A 17,215-nucleotide genomic window follows, 5' to 3' on the forward strand; every position below is an offset into this window, starting at 1 on the left:
CCGGCCAGGACAGGAACAGACGAGCGACAGGAGCGGACCCGGTGGTCACCAGCGATCAGCGGCGGCGGCAGCTTGCCAGGGAGAAGTACGCGCGGCAGCAGCAGCGGCGGGAGGAGAACCGGCGCAAGGCGAAGCGCCGCAACACCGTCATCGCGGCCGCCCTGGCGGTGGTGCTGGCCTCCGGCGCCGCCGTGTACGCCTCCGTGGCGCTGACGGAGGACACGAAGGGCACGGACAACGCGGCGGGCGAGTCACCCACCACCGCGGCGCCCACGCCCACGCAGAGCGAGTCGGCGAACCCCGAGCCGAAGATGGCCGTGGACGCCAAGGGCGCGTACGAGATGACCCTCAAGACCAACGAGGGCGACATCGCGATCACCATGGACGCGGCGAAGACCCCGCGCACGGTGAACTCGTTCCACCACCTCGCCGCGAAGAAGTACTTCGACGGGACCAAGTGCCACCGCCTCACGACCGAGGGCATCTTCGTGCTCCAGTGCGGCGACCCCAAGGGCGACGGGACCGGCGGCCCGGGCTACACCATCCCGGACGAGAACCTGACCGCCCTGGGCAAGGCGGGCGCGGACGGCTCGGTGACCTACCCGGCCGGCACCGTCGCCATGGCGAACACGGGCCAGCCCGGCACCGGCGGTTCGCAGTTCTTCCTCGTGTACAAGGACACCAAGCTGCCGCCGACCTACACCCCGTTCGGGAAGATCGACGCGGCCGGTCTCCAGGCGGTCAAGGACGTGGCCGCGGCCGGTGCCGTGGGCGGTGCCAAGGACGGCGCTCCGAAGAAGGCCGTCACCATCGAGAAGGCCACCGTCGCGAAGAAGTGAGCGGGGTACGGCCGGGTGTCCGCACACGCGCGTGACCGTTGAATTTCGGTCGCGCGGAGTGCGGACAGCCGGGCCGCCGTTCGCCTAGATTGGCGTTGTGCAGCGTGGGCCGTCGGCCGCGCTGCGGAAGGCGGGCGAGGCCCGCCGGGAAACTGTGGACGATGCCCGGGGGGTACCACCCCACGACGGCATCATGGTGAGGAGGCGCTGTGAGCAGCGACCCGTGGGGCCGCGTCGACGAGACGGGCACCGTGTACGTGCGGACGGCCGAGGGTGAGCAGGTCGTCGGATCGTGGCAGGCCGGCACCCCTGAGGAGGCCCTGGCCTACTTCGAGCGCAAGTACGAGGGCTTGGTGGTCGAGATCGGCCTCCTCGAGAAGCGCGTGAGGACCACCGACCTCTCGACGAAGGACGCCACCGCCGCGATCGAGCACATCCGCCAGCAGATCGACGAGCACCACGCCGTCGGCGACCTGGCCGCGCTCGGCGCCCGGCTGGACAAGCTCGTCGCGTCGGTCGACTCGCGCCGCGAGGAGCGCAAGGCCCAGAAGGCCAAGCAGACCGACGAGGCGCGGGCCGCCAAGGAGGCGCTCGTCACCGAGGCCGAGGAGCTGGCCCAGAGCGAGCAGTGGCGCTCGGCGGGCGAGCGGCTGCGGGCCCTCGTGGACACCTGGAAGGGTCTCCCCCGGCTGGACCGCAAGTCCGACGACGAGCTGTGGCACCGCTTCTCGCACGCCCGCTCGGCGTTCTCGAAGCGCCGCAAGGCCCACTTCGCCTCGCTGGACGCCCAGCGAGAGGACGCCCGCAAGACGAAGGAGCGTCTGGTCGCCGAGGCGGAGGCGCTGTCGAACTCCACCGACTGGGGCACGACGGCGGCCCGTTACCGCGAGCTGATGACGGACTGGAAGGCGGCCGGCCGGGCGCAGCGCGAGCACGAGGACGACCTGTGGAACCGCTTCCGCGGCGCCCAGGACGTCTTCTTCGCTGCGCGGGGCGAGGTCTTCGCCGAGCGGGACGCGGAGCAGACCGACAACCTCAAGCTGAAGGAGGAGCTCGCCACCGAGGCCGAGAAGCTGGTGCCGGTGTCGGACCTGAAGGCGGCGCGTGCGGCCTTCCGCTCCCTCAACGAGCGCTGGGAGGCCATCGGCCACGTGCCGCGTGACGCCCGCCCGAAGGTCGAGGGCCGGATGCACACGGTGGAGCGGGCGATCCAGGAGGCCGAGGAGGCCGAGTGGCGCCGGACGAACCCGGAGGCACGCGCGCGTGCCGCGGGTCTGACCGGTCAGCTCCAGGACGCGGTCGAGAAGCTGCGCAAGCAGATCGATGCGGCCCGCGCCGCCGGCAACGACAGCAAGGCCGACAAGCTCTCCCGCGAGCTGGAGGGCCGCCAGGCCCTGCTCGACCAGGCCATGAAGGGCCTGGAGGAGTTCGGCGGCTGAGACTCCGCCACGAAGAGGCGGCTCCGGTACGCGGGTACCGGAGCCGCCTCTTTCGTCGTGTGGGCCGTTACGGCCTGCGCGCCGAGGTCACACGGTAGACGTCGTAGACGCCCTCCACGCCCCTGACCGCCTTCAGGACGTGGCCCAGGTGCTTCGGGTCGCCCATCTCGAAGGTGAAGCGCGAGGTGGCCACCCGGTCGCGGGAGGTCTGGACGGCCGCGGAGAGGATGTTGACGTGCTGGTCCGAGAGGACCCGGGTGACGTCCGAGAGGAGCCGGGACCGGTCCAGCGCCTCGACCTGGATCGCGACCAGGAAGACCGAGGACTGGGTGGGCGCCCACTCGACCTCGAGGATGCGCTCCGGCTCACGGGAGAGCGACTCCACGTTGACGCAGTCGCTGCGGTGAACCGATACGCCACTGCCCCGGGTGACGAAGCCGATGATCGGGTCGCCGGGGACGGGCGTACAGCAGCGCGCCAGCTTCACCCAGACGTCCTCGACGCCCTTGACGACGACGCCCGGGTCGGCGTTGGAGCGGCGCTTGGAGCGGCCGCGGGTCGGCGGGGCGGCCTCGTCGATGTCCTCGGTGGCAGCCTCCTCGCCGCCGAGCGCCTGCACCAGCTTCTGGACGATGGACTGGGCGGTGACATGGCCCTCGCCGATCGCCGCGTACAGCGAGGAGATGTCGCTGTAGCGCATCTCGTGGGCGAGCGTGACGAGCGAGTCGCCGGTCAGGATCCGCTGGATCGGCAGGTTCTGCTTGCGCATGGCCCGCGCGATGGCGTCCTTGCCCTGCTCGATCGCCTCGTCGCGGCGCTCCTTGGAGAACCAGGCGCGGATCTTGTTGCGGGCGCGCGGTGACTTGACGAATCCCAGCCAGTCGCGGGAGGGGCCGGCACCGGCGGCCTTGGAGGTGAAGACCTCGACCAGGTCGCCGTTGTCGAGGGTCGACTCCAGCGGCACGAGCCGCCCGTTGACCCGCGCTCCTATCGTGCGGTGGCCGACCTCGGTATGGACGGCGTAGGAGAAGTCGACGGGGGTGGCGCCGGCGGGCAGCGCGATGACGTCGCCCTTGGGCGTGAAGACGAAGACCTCGTTGCGCGAGAGGTCGAAGCGCAGGGACTCCAGGAACTCGCTGGGGTCCTCGGTCTCCTTCTGCCAGTCGAGGAGCTGGCGCAACCACGCCATGTCGTTGAGGTGGTCGTCCTTGCCCGTCCTCTTCGGCACGTCGGCGCGCACCTTGGAGGCACCGGCGACGGCCTCCTGCTTGTATTTCCAGTGCGCGGCGATGCCGTACTCGGCACGCCGGTGCATGTCGAAGGTGCGGATCTGGAGCTCGACGGGCTTGCCGTTGGGTCCGATGACCGTCGTGTGCAGCGACTGGTACATGTTGAACTTCGGCATCGCGATGTAGTCCTTGAACCGGCCGGGGACCGGATTCCATCGCGCGTGGACGGTGCCGAGGGCCGCGTAGCAGTCGCGGACGGTGTCCACGAGGACGCGGATGCCGACCAGGTCGTAGATCTCCGCGAAGTCCCGGCCGCGGACGATCATCTTCTGGTAGACGCTGTAGTAGTGCTTGGGGCGGCCGGTGACGGTGGCCTTGATGCGGGCGGCGCGCAGGTCCGTCTGGACCTCGTCGGTCACTATGGCGAGGTACTCGTCCCGCTTGGGGGCGCGCTCGGCGACGAGCCGGACGATCTCGTCGTACATCTTGGGGTAGAGGATCGCGAAGGCGAGGTCCTCCAGCTCCCACTTGATGGTGTTCATGCCCAGGCGGTGGGCCAGGGGCGCGTAGATCTCGAGGGTCTCGCGGGCCTTCTTCTCCTGCTTCTCCCGCTTGAGGTACCGCATGGTACGCATGTTGTGCAGGCGGTCGGCGAGCTTGATGACCAGGACGCGCGGGTCCTTGGCCATGGCGACGACCATCTTGCGGACGGTCTCGGCCTGCGCGGCCTCGCCGAACTTGACCTTGTCGAGCTTGGTGACGCCGTCGACGAGCAGGGCGACCTGGTCGCCGAAGTCCCGGCGCAGGGTGTCGAGGCCGTACTCGGTGTCCTCGACGGTGTCGTGCAGGAGGCCGGCCATCAGCGTCGCCGGGTCCATGCCGAGCTCGGCGAGGATCGTCGTGACGGCGAGCGGGTGCGTGATGTACGGGTCGCCGCTCTTGCGCTTCTGGCCGCGGTGCCAGCGCTCGGCGACCTGGTAGGCGCGCTCGATCTGGCGGAGGGTGGCCGTCTCGATCTTCGGGTCGTTGGAGCGGACGATCCGCAGCAGCGGTTCGAGGACCGGGTTGTACGGGGACGAACGCTGGACGCCGAGGCGGGCGAGGCGGGCGCGGACCCGGTTGGACGAGCCGCCCGAGCGGGCCGGCGCGGCCGGTGCGGGCCGGGCGGCGGGGGCCGGGGTGGGCGCCGGGGTCGGGGTGGGCGCCGGGGCCGCCGTCTCGGGCACGGGCCCGGTCTCCGCGGGCTTGTTCTCGGGCGTGCCGGTTCCCGGCGCGGCCTTCTCGGCCTTCGGGTCGGGCTGCGCGGCGGAGAGTGACTGGGCCTCGTCTGGCAAGAGCGCTCCTCGTGCGGTGCCGGGTCCCCCGGTCAGGCCCGGAAAGGCCATCGTATCGAGCCCCGACCCGCCGTGCTCACGCGCCCGGCGCGCGGACGGCGTGGGCACGGAGGAAGCCCGCCCCTTGGGCCCCGTACAGGGACATAAGGGGAAAACAGCAGGGGCGCCCCGGGGATTCCCCGGAGCGCCCCTGCGGGCCCTGCTGTCGGACCGCGTCGTGTCAGACCGTGATCAGCGCCTTGAGCGGGGCGCCGTTCAGGACCGGCTCCAGGCGGGAGCGGCCCGGCAGGAAGCCGAGCTCCATGAGGACCGCGACTCCCGCGACCTCGGCGCCCGCGCGGCGGATGAGCTCGATCGAGGCCTCGGCCGTACCGCCGGTGGCGAGGACGTCGTCGATGACCATGACGCGGTCGCCCGCGGCCAGGTCCTCGGCGTGCACCTCGATCTCGGCGGTGCCGTACTCCAGCTCGTACGCCTGGCTCAGCGTGGCCCCGGGGAGCTTGCCGGCCTTGCGGACCGGGATGAAGCCCAGGCCCGCGCGGACGGCCACCGGGGCGGCCAGGATGAAGCCGCGGGCCTCCAGGCCGACGATCTTCGTCGCACCGTGCGCGGAGCACAGGGCGGCGAGGACGTCGGTGAGGGCCGTGAACGCCACCGGGTCCGCGAGCAGCGGCGTGATGTCCTTGAACAGCACGCCCGGCTTCGGGTAGTCGGGGACGTCGCGGATGCGGCTGAGCAGGAGGTCGGTGACGTCCTGGGCCTCGGCGGTCATCCTCGGTACTCCTGGCTGTCCCGGCGGCTCACCCGCGGACCGACGACGGCGGCCTCGGCAGGCAGGTCGTCGGCGGCGTCCAGCGGCTCACCCTTGGCCGCGGCGGAGGCCCGCTTGGCCAGGATGCGCTTCTTGAGCGCCTTGATCGCCGGCTCGCGCTCCTTGAGGTCGGCGACGAGCGGGGTGGCGATGAAGATCGAGGAGTACGCGCCGGCGGCGAGACCCACGAACAGCGACAGCGAGATGTCGTTGAGCATGCCGGCGCCGAGGACGCCGCCACCGATGAAGAGCAGGCCGGCGACCGGCAGCAGCGCGACGACGGTGGTGTTGATCGAACGGACCAGGGTGCCGTTGATCGAGCGGTTGGCCAGCTCGCTGTAGGTGAAGCGGGTCTGCTTCGTGATGTCCTTCGTCTGCTCCTTGAGGGAGTCGAAGACGACGACTGTGTCGTACAGCGAATAGCCGAGGATCGTCAGCAGACCGATGACCGTACCGACGGTGACCTCGAAGCCGACCAGTGAGTAGATACCCACGGTGATCGTGAGGTCGTGGATCAGGGCGATGAGTGCCGCGATCGCCATTCTCCACTCGAAGGCGATCGCCAGATAGATCACCACCAGGATCATGAAGACCCCTAGGCCGGTCCAGGCCTTGGTGGCGATCTGCTCACCCCAACTGGGGCCGACGAGCTCCGCCGCGATCTTTTCCTCGGGGACGTTCAGGTCCTTGGCGAGCTCTTCGCGGACCTGGTCGGACTGGGCCGTGTCGAGGCCGCCGACCTGGATGCGGAGCGAGCCGTTGCCGAGCTGCTGGACGATCGCGTCGTGGCCCGAGGCCTCTTCCGCGTACTCCTGGGCCTGGCTGACGGAGACGTCGGTCTTCGGGGTGGTGAAGACGGCGCCGCCCTGGAACTCGATGCCCATGTTGAGGCCGCGGACGGCCAGGGCGACGATGGCGGTGATGGTGATCAGGATGGACAGGCCATACCAGATCTTGCGGTTGCCGATGAAGTCGTAACCGACCTCACCGCGGTGGAGCCGGGCGCCGAGATCGCCGAGCTTCGACATCTCACGCCTCCTTCGCGTCGACGGGGGCGGTGGCACGGCGGGAGCGGCGCAGCGGCGGCTTGGCGCCGAGCCGCTTCGGGTCGAGACCCGACCACGGGTGACCGTTGCCGAAGAACTTGGTCTTCGCCAGCATCGTCATGACCGGCTTGGTGAAGAGGAACACCACGACGATGTCGAGCAGGGTGGTGAGGCCGAGCGTGAACGCGAAGCCCTGGACCTTGCCGACGGTGACGATGAAGAGCACGGCCGCGGCCAGGAACGACACGAAGTCGGAGACCATGATCGTGCGGCGGGCGCGCGGCCAGGCGCGCTCGACGGCCGGGCGGAGCGTGCGGCCCTCGCGGAGCTCGTCACGGATGCGCTCGAAGTAGACGATGAACGAGTCCGCGGTGATACCGATGGCGACGATGGCGCCGCAGACGGCCGGCAGGTTCAGCGCGAAGCCGATGGCCGGGCCGAGCAGGGCCATGATCACGTAGGTCAGCAGCGCGGAGACGCCGAGGCTGAGGATCGCGACCAGCGAAAGACCGCGGTAGTACGCCACCAGGTAGATGATGACCAGCGCGAGGCCGATGGCGCCCGCGATCAGGCCCGCCTCCAGCTGGTCGCCGCCGAGGGCGGCGGTGACGGTGTCGACGCTCTGGGTCTCGAAGGAGAGCGGCAGGGCGCCGTAGGACAGGATGTTGCCGAGGTCCTGGGCGGTCTGCTGGGTGAAGTTGCCGGAGATCTGGGCGTTGGCGCTCAGCGTCGTGCGCACCGACGGGGCCGAGACGACCTCGCCGTCGAGGACGATCGCGAAGCGGTTCTGCGGGTCGGCCTGCTGCGACAGCTTGCCGGTGATCGCCTGGAACTTCTTGGAGCCCTCACCGGTGAAGGCCATGTCGACGATCCACTGGCCGCTCTGCTGGTCGATGCCGGCGCTGGCGTCGTCGACGTCACGGCCCTCGACCTCGGCCGGGCCGAGGAGGTACTTCGCCCACACGCCCGGGTTGTCCTCGCCGCAGGCCACGGTGGGCTCGGTCGGCTTGACGCCCTGGCCGGCAGCGGCGCGCTGCTTGGGGTCGAGGCAGTTCAGGTCCGTGAACTTCTTCTGGAGCGCCAGGGTGGCCGCGTCGGCCGCGGGCGGCGTCGTGGGGGTGTCCGTGGCCTTCGGCTTCGTGGAGGCCGAGGAGCTCGCGGTGGGCGTCGGGCTCGGGGCCTTGAGGGCCTCGCTGACCGCGCGTCCCTGCGTGGTGGCCGTGGCCGTCGGCGTGGCCGACTTCTCACCCACGGTCGCACCGGAGGAGGACGGCTTGGCCGAGGGGGTGCCCGTGGGAGAGCCGGAGGTGGTGGCGCTCGGCGCCACCTGGGGTCCGCCGTCCGCGACGGTGAGAACGGGCCGGAAGTAGAGCTGGGCCGTGGTGCCGACCTGCTCGCGGGCCTGCTTCTCGTTCGTGCCGCGGGGGATGTTGACGATGATGTTCTCGCGGCCCTGGGTCTGAACCTCGGCCTCGGAGACGCCCAGACCGTTGACACGGCGCTCGATGATGCCGACCGCGGTGTTCATGTTGGTCTCGTTGACCGCCGACTCCTGGCCGGGCTCGGCCTTCGCCTTGAGCGTGATCGACGTTCCGCCGGCGAGGTCGATGCCGAGGCGCGGGGTGGTGTGCCCCGACCAGAACATGCCGCCGGTGAGCGCGACCATGGCGATCAGGATGAGTGCCAGGGCGCGGCCCGGACGGCTCTGTCCCCCCGCCGGCCTTCGGCCCTTGTTCGGTGCTGCCACCTGTCGTATCTCCCTGTCCAACCGCCCCGCGCCGGGTATGCGTGAGACGGCCACGAAGTGTGTGTGGGGACCTTCCCCCGCAGACGTGGAACCGTTCCGGGGACCGCGCACGCCGGGTGGGCGTGCGCGGGGTGCCCGGCCGCGACTACTTCGCGTCGGTCTCGCCGTCGGTCTTGCCGTCCTTCTGACCCTCGGTGCCGGCCTCGGCCGCGTCCGCCTTCTTCGTCAGATCGGCCTTCGGCTGCGCGTCCTCGGCCTCGACGGCCTCCGCGTCCTTCGTGACCTCGGCGGTCTCGGTGAGCGAGGAGGCGTCGTCGGGAACGACGGCCTCGGTCTCCGAGTCCTCCTCGTCACCGTGGACGATGCGGTTGTACTCGGCGTCCGGAAGGACCGCGCCGATCGCGTTCTTCGCGTAGACGGCGTGCACGCCGGGCGCGACCTCGAGGAGGACGGTCTCGTCGCCGATCTCCTTGACGGTGGCGTACATCCCCCCGATCGTCCGCACGCCGGTACCGGGCTGCATCTCATCGCGCATCTGCGCGGCCGCCTGCTGCTTCTTCTTCGCAGAGCGGGTCATCAGGAACATGGCCCCGATGAGGACGATGAAGGGGAGGAGGGTCACGATGCTCACGGGACGGGTTTCCTTCGCACGGTCGCGGAGAACCCGCGGCCTGATCTTCGGGGGTGGGCGCGCCGACCAGAAAGGGCGGCATCGGCGGAGTCTAGGCGAGTCCGCATCGATGGAACAACGTCCAGCATCGCACCCTGGTTCCGGTCCGGGCGAGTGTCACTACCGTCACGCCCCGAAGAGCCCCTGTTGTCCGCTTCCGTGCGCTCCCGGCCCCGCTGCCTGCGGCGGAACGAGCCCGAGGTGGGTCCATGCGGCGGGAGTGGCGACCCGACCACGGGGCGTGCGGGCCAGTAGTCCTTCGCGTACGAGGAAGGGCTCGGCGACCTCCTCGACGGTCTCGCGCTCCTCCCCCACGGCGACCGCGAGGGTGGAAAGTCCGACCGGTCCGCCGCCGAAGAGCTTGAGCAGGGCCTCCAGGACGGCGCGGTCGAGCCGGTCGAGGCCGCGGCTGTCCACCTCGTACACCCGGAGGGCGGCCTCGGCGATCTCCCGGGTGATCGCTCCGTCGGCCCTGACCTGCGCGTAGTCCCGGACGCGGCGCAGCAGGCGGTTGGCGATACGGGGCGTGCCGCGGGAGCGGCCGGCGATCTCGGCGGCGCCTGCCGCGTCGATCTCGACGTCGAGGAGGCCGGCGGAGCGGTGGATCACGCGCTGGAGCTCGGCGGGGTCGTAGAACTCCATGTGGCCGGTGAAGCCGAAGCGGTCGCGCAGCGGGGGCGGCAGGAGGCCGGCCCGGGTGGTGGCGCCGACCAGGGTGAAGGGCGGGAGTTCCAGAGGGATGGCGGTGGCGCCGGGGCCCTTGCCGACGATGACGTCGACGCGGAAGTCCTCCATCGCCATGTAGAGCATCTCCTCGGCGGGCCGGGACATCCGGTGGATCTCGTCGAGGAAGAGGATCTCGCCCTCCTGGAGGGAGGAGAGGATCGCGGCGAGGTCGCCGGCGTGCTGGATGGCGGGGCCGGAGGTGATGCGGATCGGCGCGTTCATCTCGGCCGCGATGATCATCGAGAGGGTGGTCTTGCCGAGGCCGGGGGCGCCGGAGAGCAGCACGTGGTCGGCGGTGGCGCCACGCTGACGGGCGGCCTTGAGGACCAGGTCGAGCTGCTGGCGGACCTTCTCCTGGCCGACGAACTCGCTGAGGTCCTTGGGGCGCAGGGCGGCCTCGACGGCCTGGTCGTCCCCCTCGGCGGCGGCGTCGACGATGCGCGCCTCGGCCTCGGCCGACTCGGCGGTGGTGTCGTCGTCCCAGTTCACGGTGGATGCCTTCTCGTTCGTACGGCGGGGTCAGCGGCTCGGCGGCAGGTCCGCCCGGACCGCGAGGGGGCCGGGGGCCGGGCGGGTCAGCGGGTGCGGTTGAGGGCCTGGAGGGCGGCGCGGAGCAGCTGCGGTACGGGTGCGGCGCCGGTCTCGGCGAGGGCGGCCTCGGCAATCGGGGTGACGGCGCCGACGGCCTCCTCCGCCTCGCGGCTCGCGTAGCCGAGTCCGATCAGCGCGGCGGACAGCTGCTCGGTCCATGGCGCGGGCCCGGAGGCCGCGGCACGCTGGGCGCCGACCAGGCCGCTGCTGCCCAGGGGGGCGCCGAGCTTGTCCTTCAGTTCGAGGAGGAGCTTCTGCGCGCCCTTCTTGCCGATGCCGGGGACGGCCATGAGGGCCTTCTCGTCACCGGTGGAGACGGCGATCCGCAGCGCGTCGGGGCTGTGCACGCCGAGCATGGCCTGCGCGAGGCGGGGGCCTACGCCGCTGGCGGTCTGGAGCAGCTCGAAGACCTGCCGCTCGTCGTCGTCGGCGAAGCCGTACAGGGTGAGCGAGTCCTCACGGACCACCAACGAGGTGGCGAGCCGGGCGTCCTGACCGACCCTCAGGGCGGAGAGGGTGTTCGGCGTGCACTGCACGGCCATGCCCACGCCGCCGACCTCGATCACGGCGACGGAGGGGGCGAGGGCGGCGACCGGGCCGCTGACGAAGGCGATCATCGGGTTCGGCCTTTCACGGCGGATGACGGGTGCTGGGCGGGGGCCTGAGGGTGGGCGGAAGCCCGAGCGGCCGCCTGGTGCTGGGCGGCCGCCTGCTGGAGCCGGTTCTGGGCGACGGCCTGCTGGAGGCGGTTCTGGGCGGGAGCCCGCCAGATGTGGCAGATGGCGAGCGCGAGGGCGTCGGCGGCGTCGGCCGGCTTGGGTGGCGCGGAGAGCCGCAGGAGCCGGGTCACCATGGCTCCGACCTGCGCCTTGTCCGCGCGCCCGCTACCGGTGACGGCGGCCTTGACCTCGCTGGGCGTGTGCAGGGCGACGGGGATCCCGCGCCGCGAGGCGCAGAGCATGGCGACCGCGCTCGCCTGGGCCGTGCCCATCACCGTACGGACGTTGTGCTGGCTGAACACCCGCTCCACGGCTACCAGTTCGGGCGAGAAGCGGTCGAGCCACTCCTCGATTCCACGCTCGATGCCGACCAGCCGCACACCGATGTCCGCGTCGGCCGCAGTCCGGACCACACCGACGCCGAGCATGGTCAGGGGCCGCCCGGCGACGCCTTCGACGACACCGACGCCGCACCGGGTCAGTCCGGGGTCCACCCCGAGAACGCGCACTGTGTCCCTCCCTGGACCGCTGTCGCTCACCTGTTTGTGCAGGCTATCGGCTGCCACTGACAACGCAGCGGGCCGACGGGGGTGTGTCCCCGTCGGCCCGCTGTGGAACGGCCGCGCTCAGGCGTCGACCTTCTCCATGACCTCGTCGCTGACGTCGAAGTTGGCGAAGACGTTCTGCACGTCGTCGCTGTCCTCCAGCGCGTCGATCAGCTTGAACATCTTGCGCGCGCCCTCTTCGTCGAGCTCGACCTGCATGGTCGGGACGAAGCTGGACTCGGCCGAGTCGTAGTCGATGCCGGCCGCCTGGAGGGCGGTACGGACCGCGACCAGGTCGGTGGCCTCGCTGATGATCTCGAAGGACTCACCGAGGTCGTTGACCTCCTCGGCGCCGGCTTCGAGCACCGTCTCCAGGACATCGTCCTCGGACAGCTCGCCCTTGGGGAGCACGACGACGCCCTTGCGGTTGAACAGGTACGAGACCGAGCCCGGGTCGGCCATGGAGCCGCCGTTGCGGGTCATGGCGACGCGCACGTCGGAGGCGGCGCGGTTGCGGTTGTCGGTGAGGCACTCGATGAGCACCGCGACACCGTTCGGGCCGTAACCCTCGTACATGATCGTGGCGTAGTCGGCGCCGCCGGCCTCGAGGCCCGCTCCGCGCTTGAGCGCGGAGTCGATGTTCTTGTTCGGGACCGACTGCTTCTTCGCCTTCTGAACGGCGTCGAACAGCGTCGGGTTACCGTCCAGGTCGGCACCACCGGTACGGGCGGCGACCTCGATGTTCTTGATCAGCTTCGCGAAGAGCTTGCCGCGCTTGGCATCGATCACGGCCTTCTTGTGCTTCGTCGTAGCCCATTTAGAGTGGCCGGACATCTGCCTGTCTCCTTCGCGTAACCCATTTCTGAACGAACCCGAGAGATCCTACCGGGATCGAGTCACCGTGCCGCGCGCGCCATGTCGACGAACAGGCCGTGCAGTCGGTGGTCCCCCGTGAGCTCGGGGTGGAACGAGGTCGCCAGGGCGTTCCCCTGCCGTACGGCGACGATGTGACCGCCGTGCTCGGCGAGGACCTCGACCTGGGCGCCGATGGACTCGACCCACGGGGCCCGGATGAAGACGCCCTCGACGGGGCCGTCCTCGATGCCCGTGACCGTGACGCCGGCCTCGAAGGACTCGTTCTGACGCCCGAAGGCGTTACGGCGGACGATCATGTCGATGCCGCCGAAGGTCTCCTGGCCCGAGCGCGGGTCGAGGATCTTGTCGGCGAGCATGATCAGCCCGGCGCAGGTGCCGTAGACCGGCATGCCGGCGGCGATGCGCTCGCGGAGCGGCTCCATCAGGCCGAAGAGCACGGCCAGCTTGGAGATGGTGGTGGACTCGCCACCGGGGATGACGAGACCGTCGACCTCGGCGAGCTCCTCGGGGCGCCTCACCGGCCTGGCCACGGCGTCAGCCGCGGCCAGGGCGATCAGGTGCTCCCGTACGTCGCCCTGGAGAGCCAGGACACCAATCACGGGAGTGCTGCTCATCGGTGCTTACCAGCCCCGGTTGGCGTAGCGCTCGGACTCGGGGAGGGTGTCGCAGTTGATGCCGACCATGGCCTCGCCCAGGTTGCGGGAGGCGTCCGCGATGATCTTCGGGTCGTCGTAGAAGGTGGTGGCCTTCACGATGGCGGCGGCGCGCTTGGCCGGGTCGCCCGACTTGAAGATGCCGGAGCCGACGAAGACGCCCTCGGCGCCGAGCTGGCGCATGAGCGCGGCGTCGGCGGGGGTGGCGACGCCACCGGCGGAGAACAGCACGACCGGCAGCTTGCCGAGCTCGGCGACCTCCTTGACGAGCTCGTACGGGGCGCGGAGCTCCTTGGCGGCGGCGAACAGCTCGTTGTTGTCGAAGCCGCGCAGCTTGGCGATCTCGTTCTTGATCTGGCGCAGGTGACGGACGGCCTCGACGACGTTGCCGGTGCCGGCCTCGCCCTTGGAGCGGATCATGGCCGCACCCTCGGCGATGCGGCGGAGGGCCTCGCCCAGGTTGGTGGCGCCACAGACGAAGGGGGTCGTGAAGGCCCACTTGTCGGAGTGGTTGACCTCGTCGGCCGGGGTCAGGACCTCGGACTCGTCGATGTAGTCGACGCCGAGGGACTGCAGGACCTGCGCCTCGACGAAGTGACCGATGCGGGACTTGGCCATGACCGGGATGGAGACCGCGCCGATGATCTCTTCGATCATGTTCGGGTCGGACATACGGGCCACGCCGCCGTCCTTGCGGATGTCCGCGGGGACCCGCTCCAGGGCCATGACGGCCACGGCGCCGGCGTCCTCGGCGATCTTCGCCTGCTCGGCGTTGACCACGTCCATGATCACGCCGCCCTTGAGCTGCTCGGCCATGCCGCGCTTGACGCGCGCGGTGCCGGTCTCGGGGGACTGGAAGGTGGTGGAAGGCGTGGTGGACACAGGTACCTCACTCGTGACAACGGGGGTTGACGACAAGAAGAGGAAACAGGCCACCTGGGGTCCACATCAAGGGCCAATGTGGACTCGGTGGATCGTTTTCCCAGGTTAGGGGGGTCAGGCCGGGCGATCGGCAAGGGCCACTGGCGGCTCGTCGTCCATTTCGAAGGCCAGCGGGAAGGGCGCGTGGCCCGCGAGCCGGAACCAGCGGACCGTGCGGTGGCGGCGCAGGGCGCGGGCGGCCCGTACGGCGTCGTTGTGGAAGCGGCGCGCCATCGGCACCCGGCGCACGGCTGCGGCGAGCTCCCCGGCGGCCTCCTCGCCGCCGGGCGCCTCCCGTACGACCTCCACCTGCTCGGGCTCGCCGAAGACGACCCGCAGGGCCTGGCTCAGCTCGCTCTCGGCGACCTCCCGCTGGTCCTCCTCGGCCTGCCGGGCGGCGTGCGCGGCCTCGTACAGCACGATCGAGGCGGCCGGGTCGAGGACTCCGGAGGTGGCCAGCTCCTGGGTGACCGAGGCCCGGCGGAGAAGCTGTGCGTCCAGGGCGGCGCGGGCGGCGTCGATACGGGAGTGCAGCCGGTCGAGCCGTCCGGCGGTCCAGCTGAGATAGACGCCGATGAGGATCAGCGCGACAACGGTCCAGATCAGGGTTTCGGTCACGGGCGCACAGGCTACCGGGGCGACGGGCGGCGGATGCCGGACCGTCCCCGCCCCGCGGTGGGCATTCGTTCCGCCGGAGCGGGACGATTGCCCACCGCGGGGCGGGAGGATTGCCCGCACGGGGCGAGGCGGGTGCCCACGCGGGGCCGGGGCAGGGTGCCCACGCGGGGCGGAGGCAGGTGCCCATCCGGGGCCGAGGCGGGTGCCCACCCGGGGCCGAGGCCGGGACCCGGATCAGCCGAAGGGTGGGCCCCCTACAGCCCCAGCCTCGCCCGCAGCCCCACGCGTTCGTCCGTGTCCACCGCCGCCGCGCCGTCCGTGACCGTCTCGTAGACGGCGAGGATGTCCGCGCCGACCGTGCTCCAGTCGAAGCGGCGGACATGCGCCGAGCCGCGGGCGCTGAGCTCCGCGCGTCGCGCCTCGTCACCCAGGAGTCGGATCGCCGCGTCCGCGAGCGCCTCCGCGTCCTCGTTGGCGAAGAGCTCGCCCGCGCCGCCCTGGTCGAGGACCTGGGCGAAGGCGTCGAGGTCGGCGGCGAGCACCGGCGCGCCGGCCGACATCGCCTCGACGAGGATGATGCCGAAGCTCTCCCCGCCGGTGTTGGGCGCCACGTACACGTCGACGCTGCGCAGCAGCCGCGCCTTGTCCTCGTCGCTGACCATGCCGAGGAACTCCACCCGGGAGCGCATCTCGGGCGGCAGCGAGGCCACCGCCTCCTCCTCGTCCCCGCGCCCGGCGACGAGCAGCCGGGTCCCCGGCCGCTCCGTGAGGATCCTGGGCAGGGCCCGCATCAGGACCGGCAGGCCCTTGCGCGGTTCGTCGATCCGGCCGATGAAGCCGAGCGTCCCGCCCTGCCACTCCTTCTTCGGCTCGGCGCGGGCGAAGAAGTCCACGTCGACGCCGTTGGGGATGAGGACCGCGTCACCGCCGAGGTGCTCGACGAGCGTCCGCCGCGCGTACTCGCTCACGGCGATGCGGGCGCTGATCTTCTCCAGCGCCGGCTGGAGGATCGGGTACGCGGCGATCATCGCCCGCGAGCGCGGGTTCGAGGTGTGGAAGGTGGCCACGATCGGCCCCTGCGCCGCCCAGCAGGTGAGCAGTCCGAGCGACGGTGAGGTCGGCTCGTGGATGTGCACGACGTCGAAGGTGCCGTCGTGCAGCCAGCGCCGTACGCGGGCGGCGGAGAGGAAGCCGAAGTTGAGCCGGGCCACCGAGCCGTTGTACGGGACGGGCACGGCCCGGCCGGCCGAGACGACGTACGGCGGGAGCGGGGTCTCCTCGTCGGCGGGGGCGAGGACGGAGACCTCGTGCCCGAGCCGGATGAGGTGCTCGGCGAGGTCGCGGATGTGGAACTGGACGCCGCCCGGCACGTCCCAGGAGTACGGGCAGACGATCCCGATCTTCACGCGGTCCGCTCCCCGTCACGGTCTCGGCCCGGGTTCCGGTCCGCGGCCTGGGCCGGGGCCGGAGCCGGAGCCGGGGTCGACGGCTCGTCCCGGACCGACAGCTCGTCCCGGTCCGACGCCGGGCTCGCCTCCCGGTCCGCGCCCGAGGCCGGGCGTTCCTCCAGGTCCGCGAGCCACAGTCGCTGCAGCATGTGCCAGTCCTCCGGGTGGTCCGCGATGCCGCCGGCGAAGACGTCCGCCAGCGCCTGTGTCGCCGCGGCCGTCCGCTCGGCCCGGGTACCCGACTCGGGTACGTCGAGAGGCGGGTGGATCTGCCCCCGCATGACCGACGTGTCGTCGTACCAGAGCGTCACCGGCATCAGCAGCGCGCCCGTCTGCTGGGCGAGGATCGCCGGTCCCGCCGGCATCCGCGCCGTGTCACCGAAGAACGAGACCTCGACCCCGGAGGCCGACAGGTCCCGGTCGGCGACGAGACAGACCAGCCCGCCGGCCCGCAGCCGTCGCGCGAGCGTCCCGAAGGCGGAGCCCCCGGTGTGCGGGAGGACCTCCATGCCGAGGGACTCGCGGTAGGCGACGAAGCGGTCGTACAGCGTCTCCGGCTTGAGCCGCTCGGCGACCGTCGTGAACGGCACGCCGAGCGTGCGGGTCACCCACACGCCCGCCAGGTCCCAGTTGGCCAGGTGCGGCAGCGCGATGATGACGCCCCGCCCGGAGGCGATCCCGTCGAGCAGATGCTCGGCGCCCTTGATGTCGACGTCCCTCCCGACCCGCTCCTCGCTCCAGGTCGGCAGCCGGAAGGACTCCATCCAGTACCGCATGTACGAGCGCATGCCGGCCTTCGACAGCTCGGCGAGCCGCTCGGGCGTGGCGTCCGGCACCACGCGCGCGAGGTTGGACTCGAGCCGCAGCACGCTCTTGCCGCGCCGCTTCCAGGTGAAGTCGGCGATCCGCCGGCCGAGGCCCGCCGCCACCGGCTCCGGCAGCCTCTTCACGGTCGACCAGCCGAGGCCGTACACCCCGTCGGTCAGTCTGTCCTTCAGCGCGC

General features: G+C 71.2%; 16 protein-coding genes. 2 read left to right on the forward strand and 14 right to left on the reverse strand.

All coding sequences use genetic code 11. The features are described from left to right. Nucleotides 1-41: 41 nt before the first annotated feature. Entirely contained in the window at nucleotides 42-839 is a 798-nt protein-coding gene (locus tag OG580_RS05860) for a peptidylprolyl isomerase (protein ID WP_267042571.1), read from the forward strand. Between the two features lie 209 nt (nucleotides 840-1,048). Beyond that, nucleotides 1,049-2,278: a DUF349 domain-containing protein gene (locus OG580_RS05865; protein WP_267042572.1), complete on the forward strand. Its 1,230-nt coding sequence runs from the start codon at nucleotides 1,049-1,051 to the stop codon at nucleotides 2,276-2,278. A gap of 67 nt (nucleotides 2,279-2,345) precedes the next feature. Here OG580_RS05865 and OG580_RS05870 read toward each other — a convergent pair whose 3' ends face one another. From OG580_RS05870 to OG580_RS05935, 14 genes are all read right to left on the reverse strand, one after another. Next, the gene (locus OG580_RS05870; RefSeq protein WP_267042573.1) at nucleotides 2,346-4,841 is read right to left on the reverse strand and encodes a bifunctional (p)ppGpp synthetase/guanosine-3',5'-bis(diphosphate) 3'-pyrophosphohydrolase; all 2,496 of its coding nucleotides are present in this window, start codon (nucleotides 4,839-4,841) and stop codon (nucleotides 2,346-2,348) included. A gap of 220 nt (nucleotides 4,842-5,061) precedes the next feature. Next, the gene (locus tag OG580_RS05875) at nucleotides 5,062-5,613 is read right to left on the reverse strand and encodes an adenine phosphoribosyltransferase (protein WP_267042574.1); all 552 of its coding nucleotides are present in this window, start codon (nucleotides 5,611-5,613) and stop codon (nucleotides 5,062-5,064) included. Continuing rightward, the gene (gene secF, locus OG580_RS05880) at nucleotides 5,610-6,680 is read right to left on the reverse strand and encodes a protein translocase subunit SecF (protein WP_267042575.1); all 1,071 of its coding nucleotides are present in this window, start codon (nucleotides 6,678-6,680) and stop codon (nucleotides 5,610-5,612) included. The genes OG580_RS05875 and secF overlap by 4 nt, the downstream gene beginning before the upstream one ends. Before the next feature lies 1 nt (nucleotide 6,681). Beyond that, the gene (gene secD / locus OG580_RS05885) at nucleotides 6,682-8,445 is read right to left on the reverse strand and encodes a protein translocase subunit SecD (protein ID WP_267042576.1); all 1,764 of its coding nucleotides are present in this window, start codon (nucleotides 8,443-8,445) and stop codon (nucleotides 6,682-6,684) included. A gap of 145 nt (nucleotides 8,446-8,590) precedes the next feature. Next, a complete protein-coding gene (gene yajC / locus OG580_RS05890; RefSeq protein ID WP_267042577.1) occupies nucleotides 8,591-9,076 on the reverse strand; it encodes a preprotein translocase subunit YajC in 486 nt (161 codons plus the stop codon). 165 nt (nucleotides 9,077-9,241) lie between these two features. Further along, nucleotides 9,242-10,330 (reverse strand): Holliday junction branch migration DNA helicase RuvB, encoded by a 1,089-nt coding sequence (gene ruvB / locus OG580_RS05895; RefSeq protein ID WP_267042578.1) that lies wholly within the window; start codon nucleotides 10,328-10,330, stop codon nucleotides 9,242-9,244. Between the two features lie 86 nt (nucleotides 10,331-10,416). Continuing rightward, nucleotides 10,417-11,049, reverse strand: a complete 633-nt coding sequence (gene ruvA / locus OG580_RS05900) for a Holliday junction branch migration protein RuvA (protein ID WP_267042579.1) — start codon at nucleotides 11,047-11,049, stop codon at nucleotides 10,417-10,419. Continuing rightward, nucleotides 11,046-11,660: a crossover junction endodeoxyribonuclease RuvC gene (ruvC, locus tag OG580_RS05905; RefSeq protein ID WP_267042580.1), complete on the reverse strand. Its 615-nt coding sequence runs from the start codon at nucleotides 11,658-11,660 to the stop codon at nucleotides 11,046-11,048. The genes ruvA and ruvC overlap by 4 nt, the downstream gene beginning before the upstream one ends. Nucleotides 11,661-11,777: 117 nt before the next feature. Next, nucleotides 11,778-12,530, reverse strand: a complete 753-nt coding sequence (locus tag OG580_RS05910) for a YebC/PmpR family DNA-binding transcriptional regulator (RefSeq protein ID WP_267042581.1) — start codon at nucleotides 12,528-12,530, stop codon at nucleotides 11,778-11,780. 62 nt (nucleotides 12,531-12,592) lie between these two features. Next, nucleotides 12,593-13,186 (reverse strand): pyridoxal 5'-phosphate synthase glutaminase subunit PdxT, encoded by a 594-nt coding sequence (pdxT, locus tag OG580_RS05915; RefSeq protein WP_267042582.1) that lies wholly within the window; start codon nucleotides 13,184-13,186, stop codon nucleotides 12,593-12,595. Nucleotides 13,187-13,192: 6 nt separating this feature from the next. Then, nucleotides 13,193-14,107, reverse strand: a complete 915-nt coding sequence (pdxS, locus tag OG580_RS05920) for a pyridoxal 5'-phosphate synthase lyase subunit PdxS (RefSeq protein WP_056649994.1) — start codon at nucleotides 14,105-14,107, stop codon at nucleotides 13,193-13,195. Nucleotides 14,108-14,221: 114 nt separating this feature from the next. Further along, the gene (locus OG580_RS05925; RefSeq protein WP_267042583.1) at nucleotides 14,222-14,764 is read right to left on the reverse strand and encodes a hypothetical protein; all 543 of its coding nucleotides are present in this window, start codon (nucleotides 14,762-14,764) and stop codon (nucleotides 14,222-14,224) included. Nucleotides 14,765-15,018: 254 nt separating this feature from the next. Next, nucleotides 15,019-16,170: a glycosyltransferase family 4 protein gene (locus OG580_RS05930; protein WP_267042584.1), complete on the reverse strand. Its 1,152-nt coding sequence runs from the start codon at nucleotides 16,168-16,170 to the stop codon at nucleotides 15,019-15,021. Further along, on the reverse strand, nucleotides 16,167-17,210 hold the full coding sequence (locus OG580_RS05935; RefSeq protein WP_267047909.1) for a phosphatidylinositol mannoside acyltransferase: 1,044 nt from the start codon (nucleotides 17,208-17,210) through the stop codon (nucleotides 16,167-16,169). The genes OG580_RS05930 and OG580_RS05935 overlap by 4 nt, the downstream gene beginning before the upstream one ends. Between the last annotated feature and the right edge of the window lie 5 nt (nucleotides 17,211-17,215).

It is taken from the genome of Streptomyces sp. NBC_00094 (assembly GCF_026343125.1).
In the GTDB taxonomy this organism is placed as follows: Bacteria; Actinomycetota; Actinomycetes; order Streptomycetales; family Streptomycetaceae; genus Streptomyces.